This is a genomic window from Pseudoxanthomonas sp. F11 (genome assembly GCF_037046485.1).
Classification (GTDB): Bacteria; Pseudomonadota; Gammaproteobacteria; order Xanthomonadales; family Xanthomonadaceae; genus Pseudoxanthomonas_A.
Genome location: NZ_JBANLZ010000001.1, coordinates 1,186,542 through 1,199,560 on the forward strand (window position 1 = coordinate 1,186,542; position 13,019 = coordinate 1,199,560).

Consider the following 13,019-nt stretch of genomic DNA (forward strand, 5'->3'; position numbering starts at 1 on the left):
GGGGCTTCAGTGCCTGACGGGCGGCTGCGTCGATTCCCGGAACAGCACCTCGTGTTCGACATGCACCATGCCGCCGGCGTCCGCCGCGCGGATGCGCGCCAGCAGCTGCAGCGTGGCCAGGCGCCCCATGTCGGAGGTGGGCTGGCGCACCGTGGTCAGCGCCGGATAGATGTGGCGCGCGATCGGCGTGTCGTCGAACCCGCAGACGGAGATGTCGCGTGGCACCGCCAAGCCGCGCTCGCACGCGGCGCGGATGACGCCGGCCGCCATGTCGTCGTTGGCGGCGAAGATCGCGGTGGGCGGCCGCTCCAGGTCCAGCAGGCGATTGCCGGACTCGATGCCGGACTCGAACGAGAACGCGCCCTGCACAACCAGGTCCTCGTCGTACTCGATCCCGGCCCCGCGCAGCGCTTCGCGATAGCCCTTGAAGCGCCATTGGCATGCGCCGTGCGCGGGCGGGCCCTTGATGTGGCCGATGCGGCGGTGGCCCTGCGCCACCAGGCCCGCGATCAGCTCACGCACGGCCGCGGTTTCGTCCATCATCACGCCGATGCGGCCGCCCGGATGCTTGGGTGCGATGCAGGCGAAGGCCACGTCGTGCGCTTCGAGGAACTCCAGCACCACCGGATCGTCCGTCAGAGGCGGGATCAGCACCACGCCGTCAGGCGCGAAGTGCTCGAACACCACCTTCAGGTCGTCCACCTTGCGCTGGCGCGAGGCGCCTACCGGCGCCAGCACCAGGTTGTAGTGGTTGTCGCGGCAGGCTTCCAGCATGCCGTTCTGGATTTCCATCAGGTAGTTGCGCGACGGGTTGTTGTAGACCAGCGCGATCACGTAGGAGCGCTGCCCCGCCAGGCTGCGCGCGGACAGGTTGGGGCGGTACTGCAGCTTCTCCACGGCCGCCATCACCCGCTGCCGCATTTCGTCCCGCACGTTGGGCTCGTTGTTCAGCACCCGCGACACGGTCTTCATCGACACGCCAGCGGCAGCGGCGACATCTTCGATCCGACTACGCATGCGCTCCCGCTCCATTCCCGACCACTCTCCCGGCACGACGCCGGATTCTGACAGCCCCGGCCGCCCCTTGGATACCGCGATCGGGCGCTCCGCGACGTCATGCCGATCCTGCTGCAGGGCAACACGCCCGCGCTTCCTGTCCGCCCTGGGCAGGCAGGGCGTCACACTGTCGCGCCACCGGGCGCGCGCTCCATTGACAGCCACAAGTAGCAGCGGTATGACAGCGCTGTCAACCATAACGTGGCGCACCCGGCTTTCCTGGCCGCTCCGCGCACTTGCTCACGAGGCACATCGATGCATTCCCACCGCTTGTTCACCGCCGTCGCGCTGGGCGCGACGATGGCCGCCGGCCTGACGCACGCAGAGGCCGCACCACCCCAGGAGCGCCCCATGCCGACATCGGCCACCGTGACGATCTACACCACCGCGCAGGACACCGGGCAACGCCTCAGCCAGGCCGGGACCGTCACCCTGAAAGGCGGCCACGCGCTCACCGAAGTGGAGAACTCGGTGTTCATCGATCCCACGCGGCGCTTCCAGTCGCTGCTGGGCATCGGCGGCGCGATCACCGACTCCACCGCGGAGGTCTACACCACACTCGCACCGGACAAGCGCGCCGAGTTCATGCGCGCCTATTACGACAGGGAGGCCGGCATCGGGTATTCACTGGCCCGCACCACGATCCACAGTTCCGACTTCAGCTCGGCCAGCTACACCTACGTGAAGGAGGGCGACAAGGCGCTGGCCTCGTTCTCCATCGACCACGACCGGCGGGCCCGCCTGCCGATGATCAAGCAGGCCATCGCGGCCGCGGGTGGCGAGCTGCCATTGTTCGCCAGCCCGTGGAGCGCGCCGGCCTTCATGAAGACCACGGGCAACATGCTGCGCGGTGGCGCGCTGCTGCCCGAGTACCGGCAGGCATGGGCGAACTACTTCGTCAGGTTCATCCAGGCCTACGAAAAGGAAGGCGTGCCGATCTGGGGCATCACCGTGCAGAACGAACCGATGGCCACCCAGACCTGGGAGTCGATGCTGTACACGGCCGAGGAGGAACGCGACTTCCTCAAGGACTACCTCGGCCCGACGATGCATGCCGCCGGCTACGCCGACAAGAAGATCATCGTGTGGGACCACAACCGCGACATGATGCTGTACCGCGCGCAGGTGATCCTGGGCGACCCGGAAGCCGCCAAGTACGCATGGGGACTGGGCTTCCACTGGTACGAAACCTGGGCCGGCTTCGACCCCATGTTCCGCAACGTCGCGGCCGTGACCGAGGCCTTTCCCGACAAGCCCGTGCTGCTGACCGAGGCGGCGGTGGAGAAGTTCGACCCGGCGCGCTACCAGCACTGGCCCAACGCCGAACGCTACGGCACCTCGATGATCCACGACCTCAACAATGGCGCCGTGGGCTGGACCGACTGGAACATGCTGCTGGACGAGAAGGGCGGCCCCAACCATGTGGGCAACTACTGCTTCGCGCCGCTGCATGCCGACACGCGCACCGGCGAGCTGATCTACACGCCCAGCTACTACTACATCGGCCACTTCTCGAAGTTCATCCGGCCCCAGGCGCGCCGCGTCAGTACCGCCACCAGCCGCAGCACCCTGCTGGCCACGTCCTTCGTCAATCCGGACGGACGCCTGGCGACGGTGGTGATGAATCCCACCGACAAGGAGATCGCCTACAACTTCTACGTGGGCCAGGCCTCGGCCGTGGTCACCATCCCGGCGCGCGCGATCCAGACGCTGGTGAACTGAGCCGGGGGGCGCGTCGTTCCCGCCTGGAAACGTGGCGTCAGGCGTCGACTTAGGGCGCCTCCCAGAGCCAACGGGCGCCCACGGTGAAAGCGCGCCCTGCGCCGGGTTCGTAGAACCGCCCATTGCCTTCGTTGACGATCACCGAGCCGATGTGGAACCGGTCCAGCGCGTTGTCGATGCGGGCGAACGCCTGCAGGCGGCCGCTCGCCCACGACCAGTCACGGCCTGCTTCCAGGTGCAGCAGCCCGTAGCCAGGCGCACGCTCGCTGCCGGTGTCGTTGACGGTGACATCGCCCACGCCCACCAGGTGCGCCGCCGCGTGCCACCGCTCGCCCTGCCAACGCAGCCGCAGTGACGCTTGCTGGCGCGCGATGCCGGGAATGCGCGTACCCGCGGCGACCCGCACGCCGGGCGTGGTGCAACCGGCGGCGGTGCAGATGGGGAAGCTGTCGCGGAACATCGCGTCCAGCCAGGTGTACGCGAACTGCACGCGCCACGCCTCGCCGAGCGGCACATCGGATTGCAGCTCGAAGCCCTGCCGGCGCGCGGCGCCGACGTTGCGGTAGCTGCTGCGTCCGCCGACATTGCGCGCCACGGCGAGTTCGTCATCGGTATCGGCACGGAACACGGCCGCCTCCAGTCCCGTCCCGTCCGAAACCCGCCACTTCGTACCCAGCTCGACATTGCGGCTGACGGCCGGACGCAGGTCGAACGCCAGGCCGGCGGCGCCATCGGCGCGGTAACCCAGTTCGTTGAAGGTCGGCGTCTCGAAGCCACGCCCCCAGGAAGCGTACAGGCGCCACGCCTCGCTCGGCGAGAACACCAGTCCTGCGACCGGCAGGCTGCGATCGTAGGTGACGCGTCCACTGTCGTCGGGATTGGTCGCGGTGATGTACGCATCCCGCGACGCGAAGGTGATGCGGCTGCGGCGCGCACCCGCCAGCAGCGACCAGCGCGGCGCGAACCGCCACCATGCCTGCAGGTACTGGTCCCCGTTCTGCACCGTGTTGCGCTCGTCGCGCCGCAAACTGCCGCGCACGCCCAGTGCAGGACCGACGAAGTTCTCGTAACCGCGGCGATGCTGCCGCTGCCGATCCGCATTCAGGCCGGCCGCGAGTTCGACAGGCCGCTCACCGAGGCGTCCCGTCCACGACCAGCGCAGGTCGGCGCCGCCATAGGTGTTGTCCAGGTCGATCACGCCGCCCGCGTTGAGAGGATTGGCCTGCGCACCGACAGGCAGCGCAAGGAACTGCTCGACATCGCGCCGGCCACCATAGCCCATCACCCGCATCTGGTGCCCGTCGCCGAATGGCAGCGCATACACCGCACCCATCTGGTCCTGGCCCACCGACTTGCGCGTGTTGAATGTCGTGGCCACCGGCGAAGCCTGGCGGGGCGACGGCCAGGCCTGCGCCCGCGTCAGGCCAAGCGGATCCTGCGCATCGGGCGCATCGAAATGATTGGCGACCAGGTCCAGCGTGCCGGCCCCTGGGCGAACGCGCAGCAGGATGTTCAACGACTCGCGCCGCGCGGCCGCATGGTCGCGATAGCCCCGCGTATCGAACACGGACGCCGCGACGTTGTAACCCACCCCATCGCCGGCGCCACGCAGGCGCGCGCCCAGCACGAACGTGTCGTGACTGGCGAGGCTCGCTTGCAGCCGGGCGTCTTGGCCTTCGTCCGGGATATCGCTCCATGCCTGGATCACGCCACCGGAGGAATTGCCATGCAGGGCCGAGAACGGGCCCCGCAACACCTCCACGCGGTCCGCGCCCAGCATGCTGAAGTGCGATACCTGTCCCTGACCGTCGGGCATGGTCGCCGGCACGCCGTCGGCGTACAGCCGCACACCCCGCACGCCGAAGGTGGACCGTGCGCCGAAGCCGCGGATCGACAACTGGGTGTCCTGCGCGAAGTTCTGCCGTTCGCGCGCCTGCACGCCCGGCACGCCGTCCAGCACCTCCGACAGCGCCGCCTGCGTGCGTGCACCCCCGTCCCCCATCGGGATCACGCTGATCGAGGCGGGCGTATCGAACGCGGTGACCGCTTCCAGCCGCGTCGCGGTCACCACCACGCGGTCCAGGGTCTCGGCCGCGCGGGATGTGCCGGCTTCTTCGGCCAGGGCCGGAGGCGCCAGCATGGCGCCACTCACCATCCAACAGAATCGCGAGATCGCATGCATGCAGATAACCGGTCGCCGGGACGCCTGCGCAACCCGCGACCGCGCACATGCGACGACGTCGCATCGCACCGGTCGGTTGTCGCCGGGCGCCGACGTTGAGCCCGAAAGGAAGAAGTGGAACGTGGCCGGCAGCATATACCACGCGCGGATTCCGCCATCCCCTCAGCCGGCGAGTCCTGCGCGACGGCATTCCGACCGCTCCGGTGGCGGCGAACGCTCATCCGGCGCCTTCGTGGCGGTGCGCTCAGTCCACGCCGCAAAGTGGCGTTTCACCGGACCGCAGGGTCAACACACGCACGCCGGTGCGGGTGACCGCGATGGTGTGCTCGAACTGGGCCGACAGCTTGCCGTCGCGGGTGTACACCGGCCACGCGTCCGGATGCGCGCGGATCGCGGCCTTCCCCTGGTTGAGCATCGGCTCGATGGTGAACACCATGCCTTCCTCCAGCACCAGGCCGGTGCCGGGACGGCCGTAATGGAGCACCTGGGGCGCTTCGTGCATGTCCCGACCGATGCCGTGCCCGCAGTACTCCTTCACCACGCTGTAGCCCTGGGCATGGGCGTAGTGCGCGATCGCATGGCCGATGTCGCCCAGTCGCGCGCCCGGGCGGACTGCCGCAATCCCCTTCCACATCGCCCGGTACGTCGCCTCCACCAGCCGGCGTGCGGGGTAAGCCACCTCGCCCACCAGGTAGGTCGTGCTTGAGTCGGCGATATAGCCGTCCTTTTCGAGCGTGATGTCGAGATTGACGATCTGGCCGCTGCGGAGCACATCGTCCGATGACGGCACCCCGTGGCAGACGACGTTGTCGATGGAGGCGTTCAGCACGTAGGGGAAGCCGTACTGGCCCTTGCTGGCGGGCCGCGCATGCAGGTCGTCCACGATCATGCGTTCCACCAGGTCGTTGATCTCCAGCGTGCTCCGGCCCTCCAGCCGGAGGCCTCCCAGCGCATCGAACACCTGGGCCAGAAGCGCGCCGGCCCGGGCCATCAGGGCGATTTCGGCGGCGCTCTTGATCACGCGCGCCCCGGCCGCAAGGGATGTGGCCGCACTCCCGCCGCCCGCAACTCGTTGGCGACGATCTGTTGGAAGCTCAGGTCGGGATTCATCTCGCACAGCATGCCGACCTTGATCCAGAAGTTGGCCTGCGCGTTGATCGATCGGCTGGAGACGGTACAGGCGCGCCGGATCTGATCGTGCAGATCGTCGTCGATGTTCACTATGCCCATGGGTGCCTCGTGTCGGGGAATATACGAATCATATATGATTCGCATATCCCCTGCATCCCGCGTCGCGGGAGGGTCGACCGCCATCCGGGACACGACTGCAACCTTTCGGCACCCGCCGGCATCTGCAGCAACGCCCTCCCCCGAGTATCGCCATGATCCGACCGCTCCTGCTGCTGGCCTGCCTCTGCGCATGCCCCACGCTGTCCGCCCGGTCCACAGCGACAGCCGCGCCAGCGACGGCGACCGACGCCCGCCAGGCGCTGGACGCGTGGCTCGCGGCCTTCAACAAAGGCGATCGCGCGACATGGGAGGCGTTCCGCCAGCGCTACGGGTCGGCGATGAACATCGACAACCTGCTCGAGTTCCGCGACAGTATCGGCGGCTTCGTGCTGGCACGGCGTGAGCCCGCCGAGGGCGACACCGCGGCGGCGCTGCTGCGCGAAAGGGAATCCGACCAGCATGCACGGCTGCGGGTCACGCTGGCGCCGGGGCCGACGGCGCGCATCGATCTTGCCGGCGTGCCCACCCCACCGGACCTGAAGCCTGCCCGCCTGGATGCGCAAGCGGCGCTCGACGACGTGGCCGCCTTCGCCGATGCCGCGTCGACCAAGGACGCCTTCGCCGGCGCCCTGTTGATCGCGCAGGGCGACCAGGTCCTGCTGCAGGGCGCCTGGGGCCTGGCAGACCGCACCACGGGAGCCCGCAACACGCTCGACACCCGCTTCCGGCTGGGGTCGATGAACAAGATGCTCACTTCGGTGGCGATCCTGCAGCTGGTGCAGGCCGGGAAGGTGTCGCTGGACGGCACGCTGGGCGACTATCTGACGGCCTACCCCAACGCCGACATGCGCCGGGCGACGGTGCGGCAGCTGCTATCGCATCGTGCCGGCGCGGGCGACATCTTCGGTCCGGAGTTCGATCGCGAACGCGAGCGCCTGCGCACGCATGCGGATTACCTGGCACTGTTTGGCACGCGTGCGCCCGCCCATCCCCCCGGGTCGCGCCACGACTACGCCAACTACGGTTTCGTGCTGCTGGGTGCGATCATCGAAGCGGTGTCGGGTCAGGACTACTACGCATACGTCGAGGAACACATCCTGATCCCGGCCGGCATGCGCGACACCGGTTCGCTGCCCGAGTCCGACGACATGCCCCGGCGCGCGCGCGCCTACATGCGCACCCGCGGCCAATGGCGGGACGCGGCGCACACGCTGCCGTGGCGCGGAACCGCCGCCGGCGGCGGCTACAGCACGGTCGGCGACCTGCTGCGCTTCGCGCGCGCACTGCAGGGCGGACGCCTGGTGGACCCGACCCTGCTGGCCATCGCCACGCGCCCGGACGATGCCGGTTATGGTCTGGGATTCACCGCAGACGAACTCGAAGGCCTGCCGTGGTACGGCCATGGGGGCGGCGCCGCCGGAATGAACACCGAATTCCGCGTGTTCCCGACGCTGGACCGGGTGGTGATCAGCCTTGCGAACGTCGACCCGCCCGTGGCGCAGCGGCTGGTGGACCGCTACTTGGCGCGCATGCCGCTGGAGTAGCGCACCGCACCGGGCTCCCGGCGGATCAGCGCGGCGCTTCGCGCAGCCGTTCTTTCAGCGCCTTCCTGTAGCGCCGGCTGCAGGGGATCACCGCGCCGGCCCGGAGGTGCAGCCGCGCCTCGCCGGCATCGAGCGACTCGATGCGCTCGATGCATCCCACGTTGACGATGACGCCGCGATGCACGCGCATGAACACGGCCGGGTCGAGTTGCTGCTCCAGCAGGGCGATCGTGGTGCGCAGCGGGTACTCCTTGCCCCGCACATGCAGGTTCACGTAGTTGCCTGCCGCCACGGCATGCTCGATCTCGCCGGCCGGCACCAGGAACTCGCGGCCCAGCTTGCGCACCAGGAACGGCGCCGAGGCCGGCATGGGGGCGGGATCGCTGGCCGGCACATCCTCCCGTGGCGCCAGCAGATGCGCTTCGCCCCGACTGCGCCGGGACCAGACGCCGGCGAAATGGAAGGCCAGCAGCAACAGCAGGTAGACGCGGCCGTCCTTGAGGTATTCGTAGAGCAGTTCGCGCGGCCAGTCGCCGAAGCGGTAGTCGCGCCCGTGCAGGGCGTAGACGAACTCCCTCAGCAGGACCATGCCCGCCACGTGCGCCAGCGAGAACAGCACGCTGGCCACGGCATGGAGGCCCAGCCTGCGCCCCACATGGCCCCAGGCCAGCGGTACCCGCCGTTCCATCCACGCCACGCCCGGCAGGAGCAGGACGAACAGGAGCGCGCTGCTCCACTCCCACGTGGCGATCTGCCAGGGCGCCGTTTCCCGTCCCTGGCGCAGGTGCTCCAGCTGGATCACGGCGGTATTGATCAGGGCGTTGGCGATGAACACCACACCCAGGCCCAGCCACAAGACCACCGTCGTGTGGCGCTGGAACCAGGCCGTCCCCTTCGCCCAGAAGCCCGGGGTGTTGCTGGCGGTGGCGGGCGGGGACAGGGTCATGCGCACAGTCTAGGCATGCGCGCGGGACCCCTCCAGTCGTCCCCGATGTCCGCCATCCGCCTCCGCTCGCTCCACCGGTCGCGGACGGAGCCCGCCCGTCATCCCCTTGTGCTGGAAGGCCGCCGGGGTCGCCGCGAGCATGCACGGCACCCCGATGAGGTCATGCCCATGAACACTGTTGCCTCGCCTTCCTCCCTTCGTCGCTACGACGTCGATGCCCTGCGCGTCATCGTCTTCGGCGGCCTGATCGCCTACCACCTGGCCATGGCCTATGTGGCCGACTGGGGCTGGCACGTGAAGAGTGCCTACCAGGCCGAATGGCTGCAGGTGCCGATGATGGCCATCAACCGCTGGCGCATGCCGCTGCTGTTCCTGCTGTCGGGCCTGGCCATCGGCCTGTTCCAGCCGGCGAGGAACCCCTGGCGGTTCCTGAAGGACCGGACGGTGCGACTGCTGCTGCCGCTGGCGTTCGGCATGGCGGTGATCGTCCCCGTCCAGGCGTACTGCCAGGGAGTGTCGAACGGCAAGGTGGCGCCCGGCTTCGTCGCGTTCCTGGCGGACTACTTCAGCTTCCAGCCCTGGCCTGCGGGCGCCTTCGATGGTTCGGACGTGGGCATCACCTGGAACCACCTGTGGTACCTGCCCTATCTGTGGGTCTACACCCTGCTGCTGGGTGGCCTGCTGCCCCTGCTGGAATCGCGGGCCGGCCGCGCCGTGATGGCCCGCGTGGCGTCCCTGGCCTGGCCGTCCAAGCTCCTGCTGCTCGCCCTGTGGATCTGGGGCGCCATGATGCTGCTGGCACGCGACTGGCCGCAGGCCAACAACCTGTTCGCCGACTGGTACCAGCATGCGGTGTTCTTCGTGGTGTTCCTGAGCGGCTATGCGATGGCGCGCGGCGGCAGCGATCCGGACCGCCTGGCGCGCGCACGCCGCCCGCTGCTGTGGGTGGCCGTGGTGCTGGGTGCGATCCACGTGGCGTTCGCAATGGCCGCGCCCGATGGCCTGCAGGGCGTTCCGCTCGCGACGCTGCGGCTGTCCCGCGCGCTGTACACCGCGGCGGCGATGCTGGCGGCACTGGCCTGGGCACGCGCCTTGCTCAACCGTCCCTGGCGCTGGCTGCCGTATGCCACCGAAGCCGTGTTTCCCTGGTACATGCTGCACCAGAGCCTGATCGTCGTCCTGGTGTTCGTGCTGGCGCCGATGGAGCTGGGGCCTGTCGCCGAACCTCTGCTGGTCCTGCTGGGCACGGTGGTGGGATGCGGCCTGCTGCATCACGCGCTGATCCGCCGCTCGCCGGTCCTGCGGCCCCTGTTCGGCCTGAAGCCGCTCCGCACGCCAGCGCGCACTCCGGCCGCGACCGCCCCTACCCACGCCTGATCCGGACAGACGCCGATGCCGCACGTCATGCTGCAGTACTCCTCCTCGCTGGAAGGCTTCCAGGCCACCGATGCGCTGCTGGCGCTGAACACCACCCTGGTCGATACCGGCCGCTTCCATGCCGTCGACATCAAGAGCCGCGCGCTTCCCTGCGACACGGTGTGCATCGGTCTGGGGTCACCGCAGGATGCGTTCGTGCACGTGGACCTGCGTGTCATGGAGGGCCGGGAGAATACGTTTCTCCGCCACCTGCCGATGCGGCTGCTGGGCGTGCTGAAAGAACAGCTTCCCCCGGCGCATCGGGGGACGGTCCACTGCAGTGTCGAGCTCTCCGAACTCTATGAAGGACTCTATGCCAAGCGACTCCACCGCCCCGGAATCCTGCAGGGCATACCCCGCGGGCTCTGGCGTTGAATCACCCGCCGATCGACGGAGCACCTCCTTGAACACCCCTTCAAGCATCCTGATCCTGTTGCGGCTGGAGGGCGTCGCACTGCTTGCCGCGGCGATCCTCCTGCATGTCCATGCCGGGGGGAGCTGGGGCATGGCGGCGGCGCTGTTCCTCGTCCCGGACCTCAGCCTGCTGGCGTTCCTCTGGGGTCCGCGTGCCGGCGTGCTGGCCTACAACGCCGCCCATTCCACCGTGGGCGGCCTGAGCCTGGCGATGGGCGGCGCACTCCTCGGCAATCCGCTGTTCCTGGGCCTGGCCGCTATCTGGTTGGGACACGTGGGCTTCGACCGCATGCTGGGCTACGGACTCAAGCACGCTGCGAGCTTCCACCACACCCATCTCGGCGTCATCGGAAAGGCACGAAGGACCTCAGTCGCAGTCCCTGCCCAAGGAGGAGAACCATGACGACGCTGCGCATTGCGCGGCCCGTTTCCGATCTGGACCGCGCGACCCGGATGTACAGCGCGGGCCTCGGACTGGTCCGCCTGGGAAGCTTCGACGACCACGCCGGATTCGACGGCGTGATGCTGGGCAGGCCGGAGTTGCCCTGGCACCTGGAATTCACCCGTTGCCGGCACCACGCCGTCGCTCCGACGCCCACCGTGGACGATCTGCTGGTGCTCTATCTGCCCGAGCCAGCGACATGGTCTGCGGCGTGCGAGCGCATGCAGCGCACCGGCTTCGAACGTACGGCGTCATTCAATCCCTACTGGGATGCGTGCGGGCGGACCTTCGTGGACATGGACGGCTACCGTACCGTCCTCTGCGCGACGGCCTGGCATCCGGCGGCCTCGGAGATGGCGCAGGGTTGATCGCCCTTTCGGACCGATCATTGATCGCGGTCAACCCCGGCGCACAGGGGCGGAGGCACGCTGGCGACCGAGTTGTTCGACGACCCCGTTGCGGGAGGCCCGGATCGCCATGGACAGACTGCTCGGCAAGACCTGCATCATCACCGGAGCGTCGCGCGGCATCGGCCGCGCCTGTGCGACCTGCATGGCGCAGGAAGGTGCGCGCGTCGCCCTCTTCGACGTGCTGGACGAAGAAGGTCGCACGCTCGCCCACCAGCTTTCCTCTGCCGGACACGCGGCCCGCTACTGGCATGTGGACGTCGCCCGCGAGTCCGACGTACGCCGCGCCATCCACGACGTCGTCGCCACGTTCGGCCGCGTCGATGTGCTGGTCAACAATGCCGGCATCGCAGGGGTCGACAAGCCTACGCACGAACTCTCCGAGGCCGAGTGGGACAGGGTGCAGGCGATCAACGTGAAGGGGGTGTTCTTCTGCACGAAGCATGCGATCCCCGCGATGCGCCGCGCGGGCGGGGGCAGCGTCATCAACCTCTCCTCCATCTACGGCCTGGTGGGTGCCGCGGACGTACCGCCGTACCATGCCTCCAAGGGCGCCGTCAGGCTCATGAGCAAGACCGACGCCCTGTTCTACGCCCCGGATCGCATCCGGGTGAACTCCGTCCATCCCGGCTACATCCGCACGCCCATGGTCGAAGGACACGTGCTTGCGGGCGGCGCCGAAGACCTCGAGGCCGCCCTGGAGAAACTGGGCCAGCTGCATCCGCTGGGCAGGCTGGGTGATCCGCTGGACGTGGCGTGGGGCGTGGTCTACCTCCTCATGTCATCGGCCCCATGTCCGGGCCGCGCAGGGAAGATGCGTCCGCCGTGGCGGTGCGGTGTTGATCCTGGTCAACAAAACGGCCGCGGGTTCCCCTGTCCCGGCCACCCAGAGCGGCGACAGGGCGTCTACCCGGTCAGAGGCCGACTCAGGATGCTCCAGCACTGCTTTGGACGTCCCGATGCGTCAGCGACTCCGCTGCGCATCCTGCGAGCGGCAGATGTCGGAACCGATGCGGTCCACGCATTGCGCTTGTTCCGATCTTTTCGGCGACTGATGACCTGTCTTGCGACCGGCCCCTAGCCCTGCAGCCCTGATGAGGCGATCGGCGAGCGCCTCGGCGATGTCGTGGCCGGGCGGCAGCGATGCAACCACAATATCGAGCTGCAGGGCGTCGGCCTCGTGCAGTCGCTGATAGAGACTTGCGGCCTGCTGGTCCAATGTCGGCGGAAGCGGTAGCCACCACACCCCCGGATGGCGCGGCGGTGCAACAGCCAGATGTCCTACCCGGGCCCCCCTCGCCGCCAGGCAGGCCGCGGTCGCTTCCGCCTGTTCGGCAGCGGCCAGCACGACGCGGGCTTCGGGTGCGTAGTGCGAAGGCTTCTGGCCCGAGGAAGGCGTGCCATGGGGATTCGCATGGGAGAGGGATGATCCCAGGACATGTTCGAGCATGGCACGAGTGATCGCGCCAGGGCGCAGCAACCGTGGCGTTCCATCCGAGAGATCGACGATGGTCGACTCCAGGCCTATCTCGCACGGTCCACCATCCAGGATCAGATCCACCGCGCTTCCGAGCGCCTCGGCCACATGGCTGGCCCGGGTCGGACTGACGCGGCCATAGCGATTGGCCGAAGGTGCGGCAATGCCGTCACCGAAGTGGCG

The 13,019-nt window shown here is 68.6% G+C and carries 13 protein-coding genes; 7 read left to right on the forward strand and 6 right to left on the reverse strand.

Going from position 1 to position 13,019, the window contains the following annotated elements; translation table 11 throughout:
- Positions 1-6 precede the first annotated feature (6 nt).
- Positions 7-1,017 carry a LacI family DNA-binding transcriptional regulator gene (locus V8246_RS05700; protein ID WP_336188282.1) on the reverse strand — a complete coding sequence of 337 codons (1,011 nt, stop codon included), beginning with the start codon at positions 1,015-1,017 and terminating at the stop codon, positions 7-9.
- Between the two features lie 390 nt (positions 1,018-1,407).
- Here V8246_RS05700 and V8246_RS05705 point away from each other — a divergent pair, with 390 nt between their 5' ends.
- On the forward strand, positions 1,408-2,778 hold the full coding sequence (locus tag V8246_RS05705) for a glycoside hydrolase family 30 protein (RefSeq protein ID WP_336188344.1): 1,371 nt from the start codon (positions 1,408-1,410) through the stop codon (positions 2,776-2,778).
- A gap of 49 nt (positions 2,779-2,827) precedes the next feature.
- On the opposite strand, the gene V8246_RS05710 is transcribed toward V8246_RS05705, so the two are convergent.
- The 3 genes from V8246_RS05710 to V8246_RS05720 all read right to left on the reverse strand — a co-directional run bounded on the left by V8246_RS05710 (position 2,828) and on the right by V8246_RS05720 (position 6,190).
- Positions 2,828-4,918, reverse strand: a complete 2,091-nt coding sequence (locus V8246_RS05710; RefSeq protein WP_336188283.1) for a TonB-dependent receptor — start codon at positions 4,916-4,918, stop codon at positions 2,828-2,830.
- Between the two features lie 286 nt (positions 4,919-5,204).
- Entirely contained in the window at positions 5,205-5,981 is a 777-nt protein-coding gene (map, locus tag V8246_RS05715; RefSeq protein WP_336188284.1) for a type I methionyl aminopeptidase, read from the reverse strand.
- Positions 5,978-6,190 carry a ParD-like family protein gene (locus V8246_RS05720; RefSeq protein WP_336188285.1) on the reverse strand — a complete coding sequence of 71 codons (213 nt, stop codon included), beginning with the start codon at positions 6,188-6,190 and terminating at the stop codon, positions 5,978-5,980. The genes map and V8246_RS05720 overlap by 4 nt, the downstream gene beginning before the upstream one ends.
- A gap of 152 nt (positions 6,191-6,342) precedes the next feature.
- Between V8246_RS05720 and V8246_RS05725 the strand changes: the two genes are divergently transcribed.
- Complete coding sequence (locus tag V8246_RS05725; RefSeq protein WP_336188286.1) at positions 6,343-7,734, forward strand: serine hydrolase domain-containing protein; 1,392 nt, start codon at positions 6,343-6,345, stop codon at positions 7,732-7,734.
- Between the two features lie 25 nt (positions 7,735-7,759).
- Here V8246_RS05725 and V8246_RS05730 read toward each other — a convergent pair whose 3' ends face one another.
- On the reverse strand, positions 7,760-8,680 hold the full coding sequence (locus tag V8246_RS05730) for a LytTR family DNA-binding domain-containing protein (RefSeq protein ID WP_336188287.1): 921 nt from the start codon (positions 8,678-8,680) through the stop codon (positions 7,760-7,762).
- Positions 8,681-8,848: 168 nt separating this feature from the next.
- Between V8246_RS05730 and V8246_RS05735 the strand changes: the two genes are divergently transcribed.
- From V8246_RS05735 to V8246_RS05755, 5 genes are all read left to right on the forward strand, one after another.
- Positions 8,849-10,057, forward strand: coding sequence for an acyltransferase family protein (locus tag V8246_RS05735; RefSeq protein ID WP_336188288.1), 1,209 nt, complete (start codon positions 8,849-8,851; stop codon positions 10,055-10,057).
- 27 nt (positions 10,058-10,084) lie between these two features.
- Positions 10,085-10,471 carry a hypothetical protein gene (locus V8246_RS05740; RefSeq protein ID WP_336188289.1) on the forward strand — a complete coding sequence of 129 codons (387 nt, stop codon included), beginning with the start codon at positions 10,085-10,087 and terminating at the stop codon, positions 10,469-10,471.
- Positions 10,472-10,499: 28 nt separating this feature from the next.
- Positions 10,500-10,913 (forward strand): DUF4260 domain-containing protein, encoded by a 414-nt coding sequence (locus tag V8246_RS05745; protein ID WP_336188290.1) that lies wholly within the window; start codon positions 10,500-10,502, stop codon positions 10,911-10,913.
- Positions 10,910-11,320: a VOC family protein gene (locus tag V8246_RS05750; protein WP_336188291.1), complete on the forward strand. Its 411-nt coding sequence runs from the start codon at positions 10,910-10,912 to the stop codon at positions 11,318-11,320. The genes V8246_RS05745 and V8246_RS05750 overlap by 4 nt, the downstream gene beginning before the upstream one ends.
- 109 nt (positions 11,321-11,429) lie before the next feature.
- Positions 11,430-12,440, forward strand: a complete 1,011-nt coding sequence (locus tag V8246_RS05755) for a glucose 1-dehydrogenase (RefSeq protein ID WP_336188292.1) — start codon at positions 11,430-11,432, stop codon at positions 12,438-12,440.
- Here V8246_RS05755 and V8246_RS05760 read toward each other — a convergent pair.
- Positions 12,324-13,019, reverse strand: a 696-nt coding sequence (locus V8246_RS05760) for a Sua5 family C-terminal domain-containing protein (RefSeq protein WP_336188293.1), incomplete at its 5' end; no start/stop codon positions are given. The genes V8246_RS05755 and V8246_RS05760 overlap by 117 nt on opposite strands.